The 19,510-nt window shown below is 69.1% G+C and carries 21 protein-coding genes; 5 read left to right on the top strand and 16 right to left on the bottom strand.

The genetic code is table 11. From position 1 onward, the window contains the following. Positions 1-1,123: 1,123 nt before the first annotated feature. From AB0J46_RS00405 to rpsP, 9 genes are all read right to left on the bottom strand, one after another. Positions 1,124-1,447 carry a DUF2469 domain-containing protein gene (locus AB0J46_RS00405; protein WP_026215037.1) on the bottom strand — a complete coding sequence of 108 codons (324 nt, stop codon included), beginning with the start codon at positions 1,445-1,447 and terminating at the stop codon, positions 1,124-1,126. A 39-nt stretch (positions 1,448-1,486) separates the two neighbouring features. Next, positions 1,487-2,155: a ribonuclease HII gene (locus AB0J46_RS00410; RefSeq protein ID WP_364324443.1), complete on the bottom strand. Its 669-nt coding sequence runs from the start codon at positions 2,153-2,155 to the stop codon at positions 1,487-1,489. A gap of 50 nt (positions 2,156-2,205) precedes the next feature. Continuing rightward, positions 2,206-2,802, bottom strand: coding sequence for a signal peptidase I (lepB, locus tag AB0J46_RS00415; protein ID WP_352330985.1), 597 nt, complete (start codon positions 2,800-2,802; stop codon positions 2,206-2,208). Beyond that, a complete protein-coding gene (lepB, locus tag AB0J46_RS00420) occupies positions 2,802-3,659 on the bottom strand; it encodes a signal peptidase I (protein WP_358283749.1) in 858 nt (285 codons plus the stop codon). The genes lepB (AB0J46_RS00415) and lepB (AB0J46_RS00420) overlap by 1 nt, the downstream gene beginning before the upstream one ends. Positions 3,660-3,801: 142 nt before the next feature. After that, a complete protein-coding gene (rplS, locus tag AB0J46_RS00425; RefSeq protein WP_357707128.1) occupies positions 3,802-4,164 on the bottom strand; it encodes a 50S ribosomal protein L19 in 363 nt (120 codons plus the stop codon). 137 nt (positions 4,165-4,301) lie between these two features. Then, positions 4,302-5,081, bottom strand: coding sequence for a tRNA (guanosine(37)-N1)-methyltransferase TrmD (gene trmD, locus AB0J46_RS00430; protein WP_364324447.1), 780 nt, complete (start codon positions 5,079-5,081; stop codon positions 4,302-4,304). Further along, the gene (gene rimM, locus AB0J46_RS00435) at positions 5,081-5,581 is read right to left on the bottom strand and encodes a ribosome maturation factor RimM (protein WP_364324450.1); all 501 of its coding nucleotides are present in this window, start codon (positions 5,579-5,581) and stop codon (positions 5,081-5,083) included. The genes trmD and rimM overlap by 1 nt, the downstream gene beginning before the upstream one ends. A 74-nt stretch (positions 5,582-5,655) precedes the next feature. Then, the gene (locus AB0J46_RS00440) at positions 5,656-5,901 is read right to left on the bottom strand and encodes an RNA-binding protein (RefSeq protein ID WP_020546537.1); all 246 of its coding nucleotides are present in this window, start codon (positions 5,899-5,901) and stop codon (positions 5,656-5,658) included. Between the two features lies 1 nt (position 5,902). Next, on the bottom strand, positions 5,903-6,352 hold the full coding sequence (rpsP, locus tag AB0J46_RS00445; RefSeq protein WP_352329496.1) for a 30S ribosomal protein S16: 450 nt from the start codon (positions 6,350-6,352) through the stop codon (positions 5,903-5,905). Positions 6,353-6,606: 254 nt separating this feature from the next. Between rpsP and AB0J46_RS00450 the strand changes: the two genes are divergently transcribed. Next, the gene (locus AB0J46_RS00450; RefSeq protein ID WP_364324453.1) at positions 6,607-8,025 is read left to right on the top strand and encodes a hypothetical protein; all 1,419 of its coding nucleotides are present in this window, start codon (positions 6,607-6,609) and stop codon (positions 8,023-8,025) included. Between the two features lie 701 nt (positions 8,026-8,726). Here AB0J46_RS00450 and ffh read toward each other — a convergent pair. Genes ffh through AB0J46_RS00475 form a run of 5 tightly spaced genes read right to left on the bottom strand, consistent with a single transcriptional unit; the run spans position 8,727 to position 14,599 of the window. Further along, positions 8,727-10,280, bottom strand: coding sequence for a signal recognition particle protein (ffh, locus tag AB0J46_RS00455; protein WP_364324456.1), 1,554 nt, complete (start codon positions 10,278-10,280; stop codon positions 8,727-8,729). 57 nt (positions 10,281-10,337) lie between these two features. After that, positions 10,338-10,898, bottom strand: coding sequence for an ATP/GTP-binding protein (locus AB0J46_RS00460; RefSeq protein ID WP_352350493.1), 561 nt, complete (start codon positions 10,896-10,898; stop codon positions 10,338-10,340). A 7-nt stretch (positions 10,899-10,905) separates the two neighbouring features. Next, positions 10,906-11,298 carry a DUF742 domain-containing protein gene (locus AB0J46_RS00465; protein WP_352350303.1) on the bottom strand — a complete coding sequence of 131 codons (393 nt, stop codon included), beginning with the start codon at positions 11,296-11,298 and terminating at the stop codon, positions 10,906-10,908. A gap of 5 nt (positions 11,299-11,303) precedes the next feature. Then, positions 11,304-11,726, bottom strand: a complete 423-nt coding sequence (locus AB0J46_RS00470; protein ID WP_352350301.1) for a roadblock/LC7 domain-containing protein — start codon at positions 11,724-11,726, stop codon at positions 11,304-11,306. Further along, positions 11,723-14,599: a nitrate- and nitrite sensing domain-containing protein gene (locus AB0J46_RS00475; RefSeq protein WP_364324460.1), complete on the bottom strand. Its 2,877-nt coding sequence runs from the start codon at positions 14,597-14,599 to the stop codon at positions 11,723-11,725. Before AB0J46_RS00475 ends, AB0J46_RS00470 begins: the two co-directional genes overlap by 4 nt. Positions 14,600-14,988: 389 nt before the next feature. Between AB0J46_RS00475 and AB0J46_RS00480 the strand changes: the two genes are divergently transcribed. Genes AB0J46_RS00480 through AB0J46_RS00495 form a run of 4 tightly spaced genes read left to right on the top strand, consistent with a single transcriptional unit; the run spans position 14,989 to position 18,560 of the window. Next, on the top strand, positions 14,989-15,975 hold the full coding sequence (locus AB0J46_RS00480) for an ABC transporter substrate-binding protein (protein ID WP_358283734.1): 987 nt from the start codon (positions 14,989-14,991) through the stop codon (positions 15,973-15,975). Continuing rightward, complete coding sequence (locus AB0J46_RS00485) at positions 15,975-16,751, top strand: ABC transporter permease (protein ID WP_358283732.1); 777 nt, start codon at positions 15,975-15,977, stop codon at positions 16,749-16,751. The genes AB0J46_RS00480 and AB0J46_RS00485 overlap by 1 nt, the downstream gene beginning before the upstream one ends. Then, positions 16,748-17,539, top strand: coding sequence for an ABC transporter permease subunit (locus AB0J46_RS00490; RefSeq protein WP_364324464.1), 792 nt, complete (start codon positions 16,748-16,750; stop codon positions 17,537-17,539). Before AB0J46_RS00485 ends, AB0J46_RS00490 begins: the two co-directional genes overlap by 4 nt. 16 nt (positions 17,540-17,555) lie before the next feature. Beyond that, a complete protein-coding gene (locus AB0J46_RS00495; protein ID WP_364324467.1) occupies positions 17,556-18,560 on the top strand; it encodes a methyltransferase in 1,005 nt (334 codons plus the stop codon). A gap of 25 nt (positions 18,561-18,585) precedes the next feature. Here the strand turns inward: AB0J46_RS00495 and AB0J46_RS00500 are convergent, their stop codons facing one another. Both AB0J46_RS00500 and AB0J46_RS00505 read right to left on the bottom strand, forming a co-directional pair. Further along, entirely contained in the window at positions 18,586-19,152 is a 567-nt protein-coding gene (locus AB0J46_RS00500; RefSeq protein ID WP_358283723.1) for an ATP/GTP-binding protein, read from the bottom strand. Positions 19,153-19,159: 7 nt separating this feature from the next. Beyond that, complete coding sequence (locus tag AB0J46_RS00505) at positions 19,160-19,507, bottom strand: DUF742 domain-containing protein (RefSeq protein WP_352350491.1); 348 nt, start codon at positions 19,505-19,507, stop codon at positions 19,160-19,162. Positions 19,508-19,510 lie beyond the last annotated feature (3 nt).

The raw sequence follows: 19,510 nt of genomic DNA on the forward strand, positions 1-19,510 counted from the left end.
CGGTCACCGACCTTGGCGGATGGCGGGGAGATCAGACGGAGGCGAACGGGATTCTGGGGATAGCGGGGAGAGGTGGGCGGCGGCTTGTGGATAACTCCACGCAACCGAGGGTCTTTGCAGGGCCATCGAGGGGTGTCATCTGTGCATCCATACCGGGATGACGGAACGGGTCAGATCGTTGTGTGATCAGGTGTGATGTGCGGTGTGACCGTCCTGCTGGGGGGCGGCTCGCCGTGGCACGACACTCGACCACTGCACAGGGCAGGGGGCGGAGGCGCACCATGAGCCCTACGGCCCCTGCGGCCCTCCGCGGCCCCCGAAGCGATGCGGACGGCTGGCGGCGACAGTGTTGGCAGGACGCGGAACCCGTCCCACGAGGCGGCACATGACGGCCAGCACGTGGGAGGAGGCGGTTGAGCACATGGCAAGGGGCGTGTAGCGCGTGGCAGGAGGCGGGCACCGCGTGGCAGGGGGCGCGTGGCAGGAGGCAGGCAGACGCCTGCATCGTGGGCCAGATGGCGCTCATCTTGAGCCGGCTGCCAACTCTCATCGCGAGCCATGCGTCAGCCACCCTGAGCTGGCTATGCTTCCGCCTGCCCCGGCGACCCTCGCCTTGCGCTCGACGACGACCATCGCAAGCCGCATGACGCCCCAGCAAGCGCTGATGGCGCCCAGCGTGTGGAGCAGCGCTCAGCGTGTGCCCGCAGCGCTCAGCGTGTCGCGGGAGGGGTCTCAACGTGTCCCGGCAGGGCCCAAGCTGTGCCGGCGGGGCCCAACGTGTGCCGACACCTGCCCAGCGAGCACCCGGCGGGCGCCACGGCGCGGAGCAGGTTCCCGGCGTGCAGGAGGCGGTGCTCAGCATGCTTGCAGGTATGCATGGTGCAAGGTGTCGGGCCGATGAGGTCAGCGTTGGTCAACCAGCACAAGACTTTCTGGGACCAATAGCCCCAGAGCGATGGGTGCCCCGATGAGGCGTGGCAGCCGCGGGTCACGCCTCAACCCCAGAACCCTGGAACTCCAGGAGCGAGCACAAGCTCGACCGAGCCCAACACGCCGCCACAGCCGGACGCACCAGCAACACCCGCCGCACCACCGGCCCCCGCCTCGACGGCGCCCCCTCGGCCTACCCCGAGAACCCTTCCTTGGGCATCTCCAGATCGGCCTTGGCCAGCTCTTCCACGTTCACATCCTTGAACGTGACCACCCGCACGTTCTTCACGAACCGCGCCGGCCGGTACATGTCCCAGACCCAGGCGTCCTGCATCTTCACATCGAAGAAGACGTCGCCGTTCTCCGCCGTACGGACGTCGAGGTCGACCGAGTTGGTCAGGTAGAACCGACGCTCAGTCTCCACGACGTATGTGAACAAACCGACGACATCACGGTATTCGCGGTAAAGCTGCAGCTCCATCTCGGTTTCGTATTTTTCGAGATCCTCTGCGCTCATCGCGGTCCTCCTGTCGTACCGGTCCCCCGGTTCGCCTGCTCAGGCAACCCCGGCCCCCATCTCATTTTCACCCATCCCCCTGGCCACCGTGACGAAGGAGTAACGGTGTTCGGGGCACGGGCCATGTCTCTCCAGTGCCAAACGGTGTCCTGGCGTGACATACCCCTTGTGCTCGGCAAAACCGTACTGAGGGAACCTTCGATCCAGCTCGACCATGAGGCGGTCCCTCGTCACCTTGGCCACGATCGACGCGGCCGCCACGCAGGCGGCCACCTGATCCCCCTTCCACACCGCCAGGGACGGCGCGGGCATGCCGGGCACCGGGAAGCCGTCCGTGAGGATGTACTCCGGATCACATGGCAACTGCGCCACAGCCCGCCGCATTCCGGAGATGTTGCTCCTGTGCAGCCCTCGGGCGTCGATCTCGGCGGCCGGGATCACCACGACGCCCACGTGGGCGGTGGCGACGACGCGGTCGTACAGGCGCTCGCGCACCGGCGGGGACAGCACCTTGGAGTCACCGAGACCGTCGATCTCCCTGCGCAGGACGACGGCCGCGACGACCAGCGGCCCGGCGCAGGCGCCACGGCCTGCCTCGTCGACGCCCGCGATCGGGGTCAGCCCACGGCGGGCCAGCGCCCGCTCGTAGGCGTAGAGTCCGGAATCGCGCCGGACGACGCTCGGTCGAGGGCGGAACGCAACTGTCATGACACTCGAAGCGTACGCCCCATTCGCCGCAAACCGCGACCGAAAGCCCCTTACTTGACCTTGTCGAAAGTCTCGGGCGTGGAGAACAGGTAGCCGCGCGACAACGGCCAGTAGCGGACGACCGCCTTGCCGATCACGTCGTCGACGGAGATGAAGCCGCCGCCGGGCTCGTCCATGTGGGCCCGCGAGTCCGCCGAGGCGGTGCGGTGGTCGCCCATCAGCCACAGTTTGCCGGCCGGGACGGTGACGCTGAACTTGTCGCCACCGCCGAAGTCGCCGGGGTAGAGGTACGACTCCTCGTCGAGCGGCGTGCCGTTGACGCTGATGCGGTGCTTGGAGTCGCAGCACACCACCTTGTCGCCGCCGACGCCGATGACCCGCTTGATGGTGTCCTCGCCGGTGCGCCAGCCCTTGAAGACCACGATGTCGCCGCGCTCGGGATCGCCCGCCAGCTTGTTGACGAAGACCCGGTCGTTGATGAGCAGGGTGTTCTCCATCGACTCCGACGGGATGTAGAACGACCCGATCACGAACGCCTGGAGCAGCAACGCGATGCCCACGCCGAGCACCAGCAGCAGGACGGTCTCCCGGAAGCCGCCCTTTTTCTTCTCTTTGGCCACGCCCTCCGCCTTCTTGGTGACGGCCATCAGCGCTTCCTCCCCAACCGGCGCCGACGAACCAGGACCAAGGGTACGGCCAGCCCGAACCCGGCCACCAGCGGTACGGCCCCTCCGAGTGCCTGGAGCGCGGGCTGCGCGAAGGTGTCGGGTATGGACAACACGCCCGCCCTGTTGAACGGCCAGACGATCACGAAGGCCCGGCCGATGACCTGACCTTCGGGGATCGAGCCGCCGCCCTGGTCGCCGGTGTGCGAGCGGGAGTCGAGCGAGACGGAACGGTGGTCGCCCATCACCCACAGCCGCCCGGGCGGCACGGTGATGTCGAAGAACCGGTCGGACGGCACATTGCCCGGATAGAGGTAGCTCTCCTCGTCGATGGCCGTGCCGTTGACCGTGATGCGCCCCTTGGAGTCGCAGCACTTGACGTGGTCGCCGCCCACGCCGATGACCCGCTTGATGTAGTCCTTCTCGCCGGGGACGACGCCGAAGGCCGTGCCGACCCAGCGGAAGAAGCCCGCGATCGGGTTGGACGGCTCCTCGACCTCGAACTCGCCGTCCCAGGAATCGACGCCGGAGAAGACCACCACGTCGCCGCGCTCGATGTCACGGGTGTGGTAGACGAGCTTGTTGACCAGGACCCTGTCGTTCTTGAGCAGGGTGTTCTCCATGGACTCCGACGGAATGTAGAAGGCCTGGATCACGAACGTCTTGATGATCAGGGCCAGCACGAGGGCCACAACGACAAGTACGGGGAGTTCTTTCCAGAACGACCCCTTCTTCTCCTTGTCGCCCTTTGCCGGCTTCTGAGTCTCTTCGGCGACCACGTCCACCTCGTCCTCGACAGGGCGGCGCGAGGCGCCGTACTCCTGGTCTTCGCTTGTCATCGCTGACGAGCCTAGATGATGGAACGGCTCGACAAGCCTCGACCGACGTTACACCCACGCACGAGTCGCTCCACATAAAGGAAATGGCCCCGCAAAGCCGAAAGGCCCGTGCGGTGCACGGGCCTTTCGGAAAAGATTGGGGTTACTTCGCGGGCGTGGCCTCACGCTTCTCGCGGATACGGGCGGCCTTGCCGCGCAGGTCGCGCATGTAGTAGAGCTTGGCGCGACGCACGTCACCGCGGGTCACGAGCACGATCTTCTCGATGACCGGGCTGTGCACCGGGAAGGTGCGCTCGACGCCGACGCCGTAGCTGACCTTGCGGACCGTGAAGGTCTCGCGGGCGCCGCTGCCCTGCCGGCGCAGCACGAAACCCTTGAAGACCTGGATACGGGAGCGGTTGCCTTCGACGACTCGTACGTGGACCTCGAGCGTGTCACCGGGGCGGAACGCCGGGACGTCGCTCCGAAGGGTCGCCTTCTCGAGCTCCTGGATCTTCGTGTGCATGAGAGCTGTCCTCAAGTCCTCGCGAGCACGCGGAGGTCCACCCGGCCGGAGCTCGCGGCGGACACGCTTGCTGATTTGATGAACCCGGGACCGTTACCCGGGCATGACGGACCAACCGTGTGATGGTCGGCAGCGATTCAGTTTGCCACATCTTCTGGCCGGACGCGAAACGAGAGCTCGTCGAGCAGCTTTCTGTCGTGCTTGTCGAGCGTCTCGGGATCGAGCGCCGCGGCCAGTTCCGGCCGGTTCCGCACCGTACGCCGGAGCGCCTCGTCCCGTCGCCATCGGGCGACTTTTCCGTGATGTCCGGACAGCAGCACCGAGGGAACCTCGTGCCCGCGCCAGACCGGCGGCTTGGTGTAGACCGGGCCTTCCACCAGGTTCTGCATCGAACCCGGCGCGAAGGAGTCGTCCACGGCCGACTGGGCGTTGCCCAGCACGCCGGGCAGCAGCCTGCCGACGGCCTCGACCATCACCAGCACCGCGACCTCGCCGCCGGCCAGCACGTAGTCGCCGATGCTGACCTCGTCGACCCGCAGCCGGGCGCCGTACTCGGCCATGACCCGCGAGTCGATGCCCTCGTAGCGCCCGCAGGCGAACAGCAGCCACGGCTCGGCGGCCAGCTCCTGGGCCATCTCCTGGGTGAACGGCCGCCCGCTCGGCGTCGGCACGATGACCCGCGGCGCGCCGTCGCCGATCACCGAGTCGATGGCCTCGCCCCAGACCTCGGGCTTCATCACCATGCCGGGACCGCCGCCGTACGGCGTGTCGTCGACCGTCCTGTGCACGTCGTGCGCCCAGTCGCGGAGCTGGTGGACGCGTACGTCGAGGGTGCCGCGCTCGCGCGCCTTGCCGATCAGCGAGACGTCGAGCGGGGCGAAGTACTCGGGGAAGATGGAGATGATGTCGAGGCGCATCACAGCAGGCCCTCTGGCGGGTCGACGACCAGGCGCCCGCCCGTCAGATCGACCTCGGGCACCAGGGCCTTAACGAACGGGATGAGCGCGTCGTCCTGCCCGCGCCGGCGTACGACCAGCAGGTCCTGGCCGTGGTGCAGCACGTCGGTGACCTCACCGACGGGCTCGCCGGACACGGTCTCCACCGCCAGCCCGACGAGCTGGTGGTCGTGGAACTCGTCCGGGTCGTCCGACGACTCCACGTCGGCGGAGTCGATGACCAGCATGGTGCCCCGGAGCTCCTCGGCGGCGTCGCGGCCGCGAACCCCCTCGAACGCGATCAGCAGCACGCCCTTGTGCCAGCGGCGGCTCTCGATCACGAGCGGCCCCGCGCTCGCCGGGTCGGTCGCGACTGCCAGGCCCTCGGCGAAGCGCAGCTCGGGATCGTCGGTGCGCACCTCCACGGTGACCTCGCCGCGTACACCGTGCGGACGGCCTATCCGGCCGACGACCAGCTGCACGTAAATCCACCTTCTCCTAACGCAAGCGCCCCCATCAGCCCTTTCGGGACCGATGAGGGCGCGAATTCCTGACGCTAACGGACTGCTTCGTCCAGGTCGAGCAGATCGACCCGTACGTACTTCCCGTCGGCCAGGGCGTTCACAACGGTGCGCAGCGCCTTGGCGGTGCGCCCGCCGCGTCCGATGACCTTGCCCAGGTCCTCGGGGTGCACCCGGACCTCCAGGACGCGCCCGCTGCGAATGCGGCGAGCGCGGACCCGGACATCGTCGGGATGTTCGACGATGCCCTTAACGAGGTGCTCGAGAGCCTCCTCGAGCACGTCAGCCCTCGCCCTCGGTCGGGGTCTCGGCGGCGGGGGCGGCCTCAGCCTCTTCCTTCTTCTTGGCACGCTTGGGCGCCGTGGTGGCGGCCGTGCCGGTGTCGCCACCGGACAGCGCCTCCTTGGCCGCGGCCTCGTAGAGGGCGTGACGGTCGGGCGCGGGCTCGGCGACCAGCAGCGGCGCCGGGGCGGCCTCGCCCTTGAACTTCTGCCAGTCACCGGTGAGCTTGAGCAGCTTGAGCACCGGCTCGGTCGGCTGCGCGCCGACACCCAGCCAGTAGGCCGCACGCTCGGCGTTGACCTCGATGCGCGAAGGGTTTTCCTTCGGGTGGTACAGGCCGATCTCCTCGATCGCCCGGCCGTCACGCTTGGTGCGGCTGTCGGCGACGACGATTCGGTACTGAGCGTTGCGGATCATGCCGAGCCGCTTGAGCTTGATCTTGACTGCCACTGGTGTGGTCTCTCCTGCATTCGAGCGTGGGTGAACGGCACCTCATCGAGTGGGGCACGATGAGAGGACGTTCCAGGGACAGGCGTGGCCGGCAGGAGATGAGAGGGCACCCACCTGGTCACGATGTTCCAACATGTCATTCTGCCAGACCGCGGACAGTGCCTTCGACCTGTCCCGGCAGGCCGCGGCAAAGGCTCGGCAAGGGCCGCGTGTCACCTCGCCCGACTTGATCAACTTCACTGCGGAATGGGTGGGTGACCACCACGACCAATCCGCTGTTCACGCGCGCGCGGCTGCTCACCGCCGGCGCGTCCGTCCTGCTCACTGGCGCCTTGTTCGGGCTTACGGCCACCGCCGCGGCGGGCGAGTTCGCCAACGCCAACGGTATCGGCCTGACCATCACCGGGATCCCGGAACTGGGCCAGCCGGGCTTCTCCGGCACCTGGGGCACGGCGTCCGTCGGGCCCGACCCCGGCACCGACACCGGCGACTGGAGCGACCCCGACGGGGTCACCGACTTCGTCAGCCTGGCCAACGAACAGATCCAGGCCGACGGCCTCGACGCGCCGGACGTCTGGGAGGCCAGCGCCCAACTGGTCGTCAACACCCTTCAGCTCAACCCGGACGCGTCCGAGCCGCTGCTGGTCACGGGCAACGTGGAGACGCACGCGCGGTGCACGCCGCCGGCTCCGGCGATGGCGTCCGTACAGGCGGCGCCGGGGACCATCACGGTGCTCGGCGTGCCCGTGGACCAGGGGACCACGGAGGTGCCCGCGACGGGCGCGCAGCTCGGGTACCCCGGCGTGTACGACGGGATCCTGACGGTGGTTCGGACCGACAACGCCACGACGAACGACGCGACCTCCGCCGAGGCGGACATGACGATCTCGATCTCGGCCAGCCTGCGGGACGCCGATGGGAACGTCGTCTACGAAGGGCCGCTCACGGAGGTCACCATCGGCCGGGTGGAGGTCAACTGCGTCCCCAACCAGCCCACCCCGACGCCCACGATCACCCCCACGGCGACCCCGACACCCACGCCCACCGTCACTCCTACGCCCACCGTGACCCCCACCCCCACGGTGACCCCCACAGTGACCCCCACGGTGACCCCCACGGTCACGCCCACCGTGACGCCGACGCCCACGGTCACGCCGACGCCGAACCCGACGCCCACCGTGACGCCGACGCCGACAGTCACTCCTACGCCCACCGTGACACCGACACCCACGGTGACGCCCACACCGACTGTGACACCGACGCCCACGGTGACGCCGACACCCACCGTGACACCCACACCCACGGTCACGCCGACACCCACCGTGACACCGACGCCGAACCCGACGCCCATTGTGACGCCGACGCCCACGCCGAGCCCAACGCCCACGCATGACTGCACTCACAAGCCACACAAGACTCACAAGCCGCACGAGAAGGGCTACTGGCCTCCTTGTGAGTGGCCGGACAACCCGCATGAGCCGCACCACCACGGCGGCCCCGGCGGTCATCAATGGCCCGGCGACCACGGCGGCGGGTTCGGCCCGGCGCACGAAGACGCCTGGGTGACCCAGAGGTCGCCGCTCACCGGCCTGCCGATGTGGATGCCCGTAACGGCCGCCTCAGGGTGGCTTCTCATGGACCCTGCTCTGCAGTGGATGCTCCTCTGCCGTTAGAGCAGGCCGAACGGCCTCACATCCGCGCGCCCGGTGACCGACCACGGTCCCGGGCGCGCACCCGTTCGGGCGAGCGCGAACACACCGGCGAACAGCGGCACAGCCCCGACGCACAAACCACCGTCATGAAGGCGGCGCGAGTAGGGGTAGTACGAGAAGGACCGGCGCGAAAAGGGCGCCGGGGCGAGAAAGACCGGCGCCAAAACCCGCCAGCACAGGACCGCCACCGCAAGGGACGCCAGCACAGGGACCGCCAGCACAGAGGCCGCCACCGCAAGGGGCGCCGACGTAAGGGGCCGCCACCGCAAGGGGACGCAGGTGTAAGGGCGCGCCTGGATGCCCAGAGCTTCCGGTGCGGGGCGAGGCCCGCCATGGCACGCGTAAGAGACACGGCTCCGAGTCGGGCGCCAGACAGGCGCGGCGAACAGACAGACGCGCCGGTCGGCCAGCCCGAGGTCGTGGTCGAGGGACAGGCGCGCCCGGCAAGGACGCGCGCGACAGATGGCCACGTATTAGACAGACCACGCCAGACAACACGTGAAAAGGACCCGCCTAGCAGGCGCGGGAGGCGGACGCGGCAGGACCCCGCAGACGTACAGGCAGGCCCCGGCAGACGTGCAGGCAGTCCGGGCAGGCAGGCCCGGCAAACGTGCAGGCCGGGCAGGGGCGGGCGGGACGGATGCCCGCCCCGGTCGGCGCGGCTACTGCCCGGGCAGCTTCAGCTTCGACGGGTCGAAGCCCGGCGGCAATTCGAGCCCCGGCGGCAGCTTGCCGCCCAGGTTCCCCAGCACTCCCCCGGCCTTGGGCGCGCCGCCCTCGCCGTCGGGCGACGGGGACGCCGACTTCTCCAGGCCCGCCTTGCGCGGGTCGCCGCTGACGCGCCGCCCCTTCTTGGCCTTCTTCTGGGCCTTGGACGCCTTCCCGCGCCCCCCGGGCATGCCCGGCAGCCCCATGCCCCCGGCCACCCGCTTCATCATCTTCTGCGCCTCGAAGAAGCGCGTGACGAGGTTGCTCACGGCGCTGACCGTGACGCCGGAGCCGGCGGCGATGCGGGCGCGGCGGGAGCCGTTGATGATCTTCGGGTCCTGGCGCTCGCCGGGCGTCATCGAGCGGATGATGGCGGCGATGCGGTCGAGGTCGCGGTCGTCGATGGAGTTGAGCTGGTCGCGCATCTGCCCCATGCCGGGCATCATGCCGAGCAGGTTCTTGATGGGGCCCATCTTCTGGACCATCATCATCTGCTCGAGGAAGTCGTCGAGCGTGAAGTTCTCGCCCGAGGTGAGCTTGCCCGCCATCTTGGCGGCCTGCTCCTCGTCGAACGTCTTCTGCGCCTGCTCGATCAGGGTGAGGATGTCACCCATGTCGAGGATGCGGGAGGCCATCCGGTCGGGGTGGAAGGCGTCGAAGTCTTCCAGCTTCTCGCCGGTGGAGGCGAACATGATCGGACGGCCGGTGATGTGCCGCACCGACAGCGCGGCGCCGCCGCGGGCGTCGCCGTCGAGCTTGGTCAGCACGACGCCGTCGAAGCCGACGCCGTCCATGAACGCCTGGGCCGTGGTGACGGCGTCCTGGCCGATCATGGCGTCGACCACGAACAGGACCTCGTCGGGGCGGACCGCGTCGCGGATGTCGGCGGCCTGCTTCATCATCTCCTGGTCGATGCCCAGGCGACCGGCGGTGTCGATGATGACGATGTCGTGGTTGAGCCGCCTGGCCTCGTCGATCGAGCGGCGGGCGACGTCGACCGGGTCGCCGACGCCGCTGCCCGGCTCGGGCGCGAAGACGGCGACCTGGGCGCGCTCGCCCACGACCTGGAGCTGCTGCACGGCGTTGGGCCGCTGGAGGTCGGCGGCGACCAGCAGGGGCGCGTGGCCCTGATCGCGCAGCCACCGGGCCAGCTTGCCGGCCAGGGTGGTCTTGCCGGCGCCCTGGAGACCCGCGAGCATGACGACGGTCGGCGCGGTCTTGGCGAAGCGGAGCCTGCGGGTCTCGCCGCCGAGGATCTCGATCAGCTCGTCATTGACGATCTTGACGACCTGCTGCGCCGGGTTGAGCGCCTGGGAGACCTCGGCGCCGCGGGCGCGCTCCTTGACCTGGGCGACGAACGCCTTGACCACCGGGAGCGCGACATCGGCCTCGAGCAGGGCGATGCGGATCTCGCGGGCGGTGGCGTCGATGTCGGCGTCGGACAGCCGACCCTTGGATCGGAGGGAGGAGAAGACCGATGTCAGCCGGTCGGAAAGCGTCTCGAACACGTGGTTGGCCAGTCCTCGAAGCGAATGTACGTCTAAGACTTCAGCCTATCCGCTCTCCTAGCCGCTCCAGCCTGGCACGGCCATCCGGACGGTCAACGCGTGCTCGACGAGGTTGATCAGAGCGCTTTTGACCGAGTCCTTCTGGCGGGCGTCGAGACGCACCAGCGGGATGTGGGGGGCCAGCGTGAGGGCGTCGCGGACCTCGGCGTCGCTGTGGGCGTACGTGCCGTCCCAGCCGTTGATCCCCACGATGAAGGGGAGTTGCGCCTCCTCGAAATAGTCGATCGCGGGGAAGCTGTCGGCCAGGCGGCGGGTGTCGACCAGGACGACGGCGCCGATGGCGCCGCGCACGAGGTCGTCCCACATGAACCAGAACCGGTGCTGTCCGGGCGTGCCGAACAGATAGAGGATCAGGTCGCGGTCGAGCGAGACGCGGCCGAAGTCCATCGCGACGGTCGTGGTCGACTTCAGCGGCGTCATGCCCAGGTCGTCGATGCCCGCGGAGGCGTCGGTCATGACGGCCTCCGTCGTGAGCGGCATGATCTCCGAGACCGCGCCGACGAACGTCGTCTTGCCCACGCCGAAGCCGCCGGCCACCACGATCTTCGTCGAGGTCAGACCGGGGCTAGAGCCTGCGAAGTCCACTGAGCACCCTTTCCAGCAGGTTGACGTCCGGCCTACCCGCATCCAGCTGCGGCTGATGCACCCGAACCAGGCCCTCGGCCGCCATGTCAGCGATCAGAACACGCACCACACCGAGCGGGATCCGCAGCAGCGCCGACACCTCGGCGACCGAACGCACCTGACGGCAGAGCTGGCTGATCGCCTTGTACTCGGGGGTGATGTGGGAGAACTCCCGGTGTTCGGCCGTAGCCGACGAGACCAGGGCCTCCATGGCCAGCTTGACCTTGGGCGCGGTACGCCCGCCCGTCACCGCGTACGGGCGCACCGGCGAGGCCGGGTCCGAGCTGACCGGCGGCTGGGGCTCCCAACCACCGCTGTTCCAGGAATCCGTCACCTACATCACCTGGTCTGGCTGGCGCGCAGCTCCGCGCGCACCGCCGGGGTCAGCACCTGACCGGCGCGGTCCACCATCAAGGTCATCTGGTACGCCACCAGCCCCATGTCACAGTCGGGAGCAGCCAGGACCGCCAGGCACGAGCCGTCGCTGATCGACATGATCAGCATCAGCCCGCGCTGCATCTCCACGATCGTCTGGTTGACCGCACCACCCTCGAACACCCTGGCCGCGCCCTGCGTGAGACTCACCAGTCCCGACGCGATGGCGGCCAGTTGATCGGCCCGGTCAGCCGGAAAACCCGACGAAGCCGCGAGCGGCAAGCCGTCGGATGACACGACCACCGCGTGCGCGACCCCCGGGACGGTACTGACGAAGTCGGTGATCAACCAGTCGACTCCGCGCGCCGAGTGGCTCAGGTCATTCACGCGCCCTCCTCCCTACTGTCGTTCCTCGGGCCGGATTGGTATGTCCTGCCCTCGCTGATGTCGTCACGCGCTGCTCGGAAGCCCTGTTGGAAGCTCGACAACCTGCTGCGCACCCGGTCGGGCGAGACCGACGGCATGGGAGCCACGCCCTTGGGCGCGGACGCCGTGTCCGCCGATCCGGGCACCAGGTTGGCCTTGGGCACCCGCTTGGGCAGCCCGGCCGCCGTCGAGCCGTCGCGTACGGGCTCCACCACGGACGCCGCCGCGTTCCAGCCGGCGTCGGCCTTGGCCGAGCCCCAGGTGGCGCTCGGCTCGCCCTGGTCGAACCAGGCCGACTCCACCGCGGCGAATATCGGCAGGTATTCGTCCCCGCCGGAGGCGGGCTTGACGACGGGGATCGGGCCGGTCGCCGCCGACTCGGTCTCGGGGTAGTCGTACTTGGACGCGGGCGACGTCTCCTGCGGCGGAGCCGACCAGGGGCGGGGCTCCTCGGGGGGCAGGCCGCGCTGCGGCGGCGCGTGCTCCCCGGTGACCGGCCCGCGCGAGGACACCCAGACGTCGGACGACGAGTCCGGCAGCCAGTCGGAGCCGGTGTTCGTCGACTCCGTCGAGGGCCACTGCGGCATCGCGGACGGCATGGACGACGGCAGCGAGTTCGGCATCGACGGCCACGACCCGCCGGCCGGCTCGGACGGGTACGACGGGTAGGACGGGTGCCCGGGGACGAGCCCGAAGCCGCCCGAGGCGCCGGGCCACTGCTGGCTCCCGGCGGCGGGCTGGGAGGCGGCGAAGGCGTCCTCGCGGGCGGTCGTGGCGGCGGTGTTGCCGCCCGCGCCGGCGACCGCGGCGGGCTGCGCGCCGAGCAGCGTCTCGGGGATGAGGACCATGGCGGTCAGGCCGCCGGAGCCGTGCGGGCGCAGCTGCACCCTGATGCCGTGCCGGTGGGCCAGCCTGGCGACCACGAACAGGCCCATGCGGCGGGAGACCGACACGTCCACGGTGGGGGCGTCGGTCAGGCGCTCGTTGGCCTGGACCAGCTCGTCGCCGGTCATGCCGATGCCGGAGTCGCTGATGGAGAGCATGATCCCGCCGCCGTCGATCCTGCTGCCGGAGACGGGGACGCGGGTCTCGCGCGGGGAGAACGACAGCGCGTTCTCGATGAGCTCGGCCAGCAGGTGGATGACGTCGTTGACGGCCTGGCCGGCGATGGAGACGCCCTCGGGCACCTCCAGGACGACCCGCTCGTAGTTCTCGACCTCCGACAGGGAGGCGCGGGCCACGTCGACCAGCTTGACCGGCTGGCTCCAGCGCCGCGGCGGATCCTGACCGGCCAGCACCAGCAGGTTCTCACTGTTGCGCCGCATACGCGTGGCCAGGTGGTCCAGCTTGAACAGGTTGCCCAGCCGCTGCTCGTCCTGCTCACCCTGCTCCAGACCGTCGATCAGGGTGATCTGCCGCTCCACCAGCGTCTGACTGCGGCGCGACAGGTTCACGAACATCGCGTTGACGTTCGAGCGGAGCCTGGACTCCTCGCCGGCCAGCCGGACGGCTTCGCGGTGGACCTCGTCGAAGGCGCGGGCGACTTCACCGATCTCGTCCCTGGAGTTGACCTCGATCGGCGGGACCTGGAGCTGTTCCGGGCTGACGTCGGTGTTGCGCAGCTGCCTGACCAGGTCGGGCAGCGTCTGGCCGGCGATCTTCAGGGCGTCCGAGCGCAGGCGGCGCAGCGGGCGTACCAGCGAGCCGGCCATCAGGGCGGTGATCGCGAGGACCAGGACGAGCAGGCCCACCACGACGCCGATGTTGATCGCGGCGAGCTGCCGGTCGCTGCTGGCGATGTCGGCGCTTCGGGTGGCGATCTGCTCCGACAGCGACTTCTGCACGGTGTGCAGGCGCTCGACGGTCTCGGTGATGGACTGGAACCACTGGTCGGTGTCGTCCCTGGTCGAGGTGTCGAGCCGGCGCAGTGAATCATTGGCGTTGTGCAGCAGCACCGCACGGCTGGCGTAGAACTCGGCGCGGCCGATCTTCAGGCTGGCGACGGTGTTGTCGTAGAACTGGCGCTGCGCGGGCGTGGCGACGGCGCGGAAGGAGTCGCGCTCGCTGTTGCGGCGGGAGCGGGCGTCGAGGAAGGCGTTGTACTCCGGCTCCTCGAACGAACCTCTGATCAGGGCGCTGGTCAGCAGGCCGCGCTGCTTGGAGGCCTCCTCCTCGGCGCGGGCGACGGCGCGCAGGGCCGCGCTGGTGGCGATGATCTCCTCGTCCGTGGAGCCCTGGCCGAGCTCGTCGTAGAGCTGCAGCAGCTCGGCGATGACCTCGGAGTACTTCTCGCTGGTGGGCAGCGGGCCGAGCTTGGTCTCGGCGACGGCCTTGCGCATCGTGGGGATCTGGCCGAGCCGGATCCGGATGTGGTCGAGGGACTTCTTGCCGAGGTCGGACAGCGACGTTTCGGACTTCTTCCCCGCCTCAAGGGTGCTGGCGATGCGCTTGTCGACGATCTCGTGCTGGCTCTTCAACCGCTGCTCGTCGGAGGCTCCGCGGTTGGTGGCGACGTGGCGGGTGGCCAGGTCGCGTTCGAGCCCGAGGTCGCGGGAGAGCTCGCCGAGCTGTGCGACCAGGGTCCCCACGCTGCTGATGTCCTGGTACTGCTGGGCGCTGTTGATCGACGTCGTGACCCGCAGGGCGCCGAGGACGACGGCGACGAGGGTGGGAATGGCGATGAGGGCGATGAGGCGGGTACGCACGCGCCAGTTGCGCAGGGCGAACGGGCTGCCCGCCTTGGGCGGGTGGGCCTGCTGCACCTCGCCGTCCGCGGCCTTTTCCGGGGCGTCCGGAGCCCTGCCACGACCGGATCCGGTCGTTGTTGTCCTCACTGGTGGCAACCTCTCGCCATGGCCTGCTTCAGGGGGAATCAGCGGCTTCGTCACGCGGACGAGTGATCGCAGGCAAGTTCGAGGCCCAATTTGAGCACAAACCTCATACTTAGGCCAACGTTTCGGTGGTTTTCAACCGTTCCACATCGCACTCCCTTCACGTCGCATACCAGTGCACACGGAGCGCAACCACCGTCCCAATACGGACATATCGCCACTAAACATACTTAATCTTCAGATTTACATCTATAGCGCCGATTTGTCATATTTTCGCGATAAACCAACATATACGCGGCATAGCGCTGTAGATCCGAAGTCGGCTCCGGTACGCTTCACGCCCGGCATCCCGTGCCGATCTCCGGAACTTCCCCCTGGTAGGAGAACCCCCCATGACACGCACTATGCGCGGTCACGCCATTGTCGTCGGCGTGGCTCTGGCGCTCACCCTTGCCGGCTGCGGCGGAGGCAGCGGCGAGACCGCGAAGAGCTCGGCCAACAGCAAGGGCCTGGAGAAGACCACCATCAAGGTCGGCGCCCTCCCCGTGCCCGACGTTGTGTCGGTCTATCTTGCCAACGAAAAGGGCTTCTTCAAGGAAGAGGGACTGACCGTCGAGCCGGTCACCATCACCGGTGGCGCGGCGGCGCTGCCGCAGATCGAGAGCGGCGCGCTCGACATCTCGCAGACCAACTACGTCTCGACCTTCCTCGCGGTGAGCAAGGGCAAGAAGATCAAGCTGGTCGCGGACATGTACCAGGCCGCGCCGAACACGTTCAACATCATGGTGCCCAAGGACTCCCCCATCAAGACGGTGGCGGACCTGAAGGACAAGACGATCTACGTCAACAACCTCAGGAACATCGCCACCCTGGCCGTGGAGACGCAGCTCAAGGTCGCCGGTCTGACCGAGTCCGACGTCAAGTTCGTGGAGAAGCCGTTCCCTGAGCAGGGCAACGCGATCAACTCCGCGCAGGCGGACGCGGGCTGGATGACCGAGCCGTTCATCACCGCCAACCAGAGCGCCTTCGGCTTCCGCAAGCTCGCCGACACCATGACCGGCCAGACGGAGGACTTCCCCATCGCCGGCTGGATGGCCACCGAGGACTGGGTGCAGAAGTACCCGAAGACGCTGGCCGCCTTCCAGCGGGCCATCGCCAAGGCGCAGCAGCTCGCCTCCAGTGACCGCAAGGTCATCGAGGAGACGCTGCCGAAGTACACCAAGATCGACGCCAAGACGGCCTCGGTGATCACGCTCGGCACGTACCCGAGCGAGCTGAACGAGAACCGGCTGCAGAAGGTCGCCGACCTGATGCTGGAGTACAAGTACCTCACCAGCCCGGTCGACGTGAAGTCGGTCATCGCCGCCCCTGCAAGCTGATGAACACCGCGCGTCTGCTCCGCGGCGCCGCCGGCGCCGCGGGGTTCCTCATCGCCGGTGAGCTGGTCATCCGCTTCGCACTGAGCGACGGCGTGATCTTCCCGGCGCCCTCCGTCATCCTGTACGAAGCCGTGCGCCTGCTCGCCGACCCGGTGTTCACGGAGGGCCTGGTCACCACCCTCACCAACTGGGCGCTCGGCCTGCTCGCCGCCATCGTCGTGGCCGTGCCGCTGGGCGTGCTGCTGGGGGCGGTGCCGCCGGTGGAGCGGGCGATCCGGCCGCTGCTGGAGTTCATGCGCCCGATCCCCTCGGTGGCGATCATCCCGCTGGCGATCCTGCTGATCCCGGTGGACGGCCTGATGAAGGTCTCGGTCATCGTGTACGCGTCCATGTGGCCGATCCTGATCAACACCCTGTACGGCATGCAGGACGTGGACCCGCTGGCCAAGGAGTCGCTGCGCAGCTTCGGCTTCGGCCGCCTGGCCGTGCTGGCCCGGGTCAGCCTGCCGAGCGCCGCGCCCTTCGTCGCGACCGGCATCAGGATCGCGGCCGGCATCGCGCTCGTGCTCGCGGTCAGCGCCGAGCTGCTGGCCGGCGGCACGGCCGGGATCGGCGTCTACACGATCCAGGCGGGCAGCGGCAACCGGATGGACCTGATCATGGCGGCGACGTTCTGGGCCGGGGCGTTCGGGGTGTTCGCGAACCTCGTCCTGCTGGCCGGCGAGCGGCGGCTGTTCCGCTGGCACCGCGTCCGGATGGGAGCGTCGGAGTCGTGAGGCGGCTGTCCAGGCTGTGGGTGGTGCCGGTCGTGCTGGTCGTCTGGGAGCTGCTCGGGCGGCTGATCGACGACAGCGACTTCCCGCCGCCGCTCACCATCGTCACCAGCATGTACCAGATGTGGTTCTCCGGGCCCGTCTCCCACCTGTTCCTCACCGAAGACGCGATCGGCAACATCCTGCCCAGCCTCGGCCGCATGTTCAGCGGCTGGATCCTGGCCTCGCTGCTCGGGGTGCTGCTCGGCGTGGCGCTCGGCCGTTCCAAGGCGGCCACCGACTACGTGGACGCGCTGTTCGAGTTCGGCCGGGCGATCCCGCCGCCGCTGCTGCTGCCGCTGTTCGTCGCGCTGTTCGCGCGCACCGAGTACGCGCAGCTCGGCATGCAGCTCGCCACGATCGTGTTCGGCGTGATCTGGCCGGTGCTGCTCAACACGATCGAGGGCGTCCGGGCCGTGGACCGCACCTACACCGAGACCGCCACCGTGTTCGGCCTGTCCAAGGCACAGCACCTGCGCGTCGTCGTGCTCCCCGCCGCCTCGCCGAAGATCTTCGCCGGGCTGCGGCTGAGCCTGTCGCTGGCGCTGATCCTCATGGTGATCTCCGAGCTGTTCGGCAGCACGGACGGCATCGGCTACCAGCTGCTGCAGGCCCAGCGCAGCTTCGACGGGCCCGGCGTGTGGGCCGCGATCGCCCTGCTCGGCATCCTCGGCTACCTGGTGAACTCGCTGTTCGTGCTGGCCGAGCGCCGCCTGCTGGTGTGGCACCGGCAGGCCAACCGCAACGTCTGACTTCTGGAAGGACCCCATGCCCCACTCGGATGACCTCCTTTGGGGGGCCGTGGCCGACATCTCGCGCTTCGCCGCTCTGCTCACCATGGCGGAGCTCGGCCTGGCCGACCATCTCGCCCACGGTCCGCTCACCACCGCCGACCTGGCCGCCCGCTGCGAGGCCGACGTCCCCCGGCTGCGCCGCGTGCTGCGCGAGCTGGCCGGGATGGGCGTGGTCCGCGGCGCCGGGCCGGACACGTTCGACCTGACCGAGCGCGGCACGGCGCTGCGGTCGGACGTGCCCGACTCGGTGCGCTCGTCGATCAGGATGCTCGGCGAGGAGGGCTTCTGGCACGCCATGGGCAACCTGCCCGCGACCGTCCGCGACGGCGGCTCGGCCTTCGCCGCCCGCTACGGCCACCTGTACGACTACCTGGCGGCCAACCCCGGAGCGGGCAAGCTGTTCGACGACTACATGACCGCCCGCGCGATCCCCTTCACCGAGGGCCTGGCCAAGCGGTACGACTTCCCGGCCACCGCGACCATGGTGGACGTGGCCGGCGGCAAGGGCCACATCCTGGCCACGGTCCTGCACGCCAACCCGGACATGCGCGGCATCCTGTTCGACCTGGAGCACGTGGCCGACCGGGCCAGGGAGCTGCTGGCCGCCGAGGGGCTGGGCGAGCGGAGCGAGGTCGTCACCGGCGACTTCTTCACCGAGGTCCCGGCGGGCGGCGACGTCTACCTGCTGGCCAGCGTCCTGCACAACTGGGACGACGAGGACGCGGTCACGATCCTGCGCAACGTCCGCCGGGCGATGAACCCCGGCGGCCGCGTCCTGGTGCTGGAGGTGGTGCTGCCCGACGACGAGGCGCCGCACCTGGGCAAGGACATCGACATGCGGATGCTGGCGATCTTCGACGGCGGCGCCGAGCGCAGCCGGGAGGAGTACACGGCACTGCTCGACCGGGCGGACCTGCGCCTGGCCGAGGTCGTCGAGCTGGGCTCGGGAGCCAGCCTCATCGAGGCGCGGCCCCGCTGAGCGCGAGGGGCGGCGGCGGGCCGGATCAGCTGCCGCCGCTCCAGCCCGGCACCGCCATCCTGATCGACAGAGCGTGCTCGACCAGGTGGATCAGCGCGCTCTTGACGGCGTCCTTGGAGCGCGCGTCCAGCCGGACGAGCGGGATGTGGGGGGCCAGCGTGAGGGCGTCGCGGACCTCGGCGTCGCTGTGCGGGTACTGGCCGTCCCAGCCGTTGACGCCCACCACGAACGGCAGCTGCGCCTCCTCGAAGTAGTCGATCGCGGGGAAGCTGTCGGCCAGGCGGCGGGTGTCCACCAGCACGACCGCGCCGATCGCGCCGCGCACCAGGTCGTCCCACATGAACCAGAACCGGTGCTGGCCCGGCGTGCCGAACAGGTAGAGGATCAGGTCACGGTCGAGCGAGACGCGGCCGAAGTCCATCGCGACGGTCGTGGTCGACTTCAGGGGCGTCATGCCCAGGTCGTCGATCCCCGCGGAGGCGTCGGTCATCACCGCCTCGGTGGTCAACGGCATGATCTCCGAGACCGCGCCGACGAACGTCGTCTTGCCCACCCCGAAACCGCCGGCCACCACGATCTTCGTTGAAGTCAAGCCGGGGCTAGAGCCTGCGAAGTCCACTGAGCACCCTTTCGAGCAGATTAACGTCCGGCCTGCCGGCGTCCAGCTGTGGCTGATGCACGCGGACCAGGCCCTCGGCCGCCATGTCGGCGATCAGAACACGCACCACGCCCAGCGGTATCCGCAGCAGCGCCGACACCTCGGCCACGGACCGGACCTGCCTGCAGAGCTGGCTGATCGCCTGGTACTCCGGCGTGATGTGCGAGAACTCCCGGTGCTCGGCCGTTGCCGACGACACCAGGGCCTCCATCGCCAGTTTGACCCTGGGCGCCGTCCGCCCACCCGTCACCGCGTACGGGCGGACGGGCGAGGCGGGGTCGGGGTGCAGCTG

The sequence above is a fragment of the Nonomuraea sp. NPDC049758 genome (assembly GCF_040674635.1).
In the GTDB taxonomy this organism is placed as follows: domain Bacteria; phylum Actinomycetota; class Actinomycetes; order Streptosporangiales; family Streptosporangiaceae; genus Nonomuraea.

Bases quoted from the DNA above. Each gene is read 5' to 3' on its own strand.
- AB0J46_RS00405 (WP_026215037.1), bottom strand. From the start codon at position 1,447: ATGAGCGCAGAGGATCTCGAAAAATACGAAACCGAGATGGAGCTGCAG.
- AB0J46_RS00410 (WP_364324443.1), bottom strand. From the start codon at position 2,155: ATGACAGTTGCGTTCCGCCCTCGACCGAGCGTCGTCCGGCGCGATTCC.
- lepB (WP_352330985.1), bottom strand. From the start codon at position 2,802: ATGGCCGTCACCAAGAAGGCGGAGGGCGTGGCCAAAGAGAAGAAAAAG.
- lepB (WP_358283749.1), bottom strand. From the start codon at position 3,659: ATGACAAGCGAAGACCAGGAGTACGGCGCCTCGCGCCGCCCTGTCGAG.
- rplS (WP_357707128.1), bottom strand. From the start codon at position 4,164: ATGCACACGAAGATCCAGGAGCTCGAGAAGGCGACCCTTCGGAGCGAC.
- trmD (WP_364324447.1), bottom strand. From the start codon at position 5,081: ATGCGCCTCGACATCATCTCCATCTTCCCCGAGTACTTCGCCCCGCTC.
- AB0J46_RS00480 (WP_358283734.1), top strand. From the start codon at position 14,989: ATGACACGCACTATGCGCGGTCACGCCATTGTCGTCGGCGTGGCTCTG.
- AB0J46_RS00485 (WP_358283732.1), top strand. From the start codon at position 15,975: ATGAACACCGCGCGTCTGCTCCGCGGCGCCGCCGGCGCCGCGGGGTTC.
- AB0J46_RS00495 (WP_364324467.1), top strand. From the start codon at position 17,556: ATGCCCCACTCGGATGACCTCCTTTGGGGGGCCGTGGCCGACATCTCG.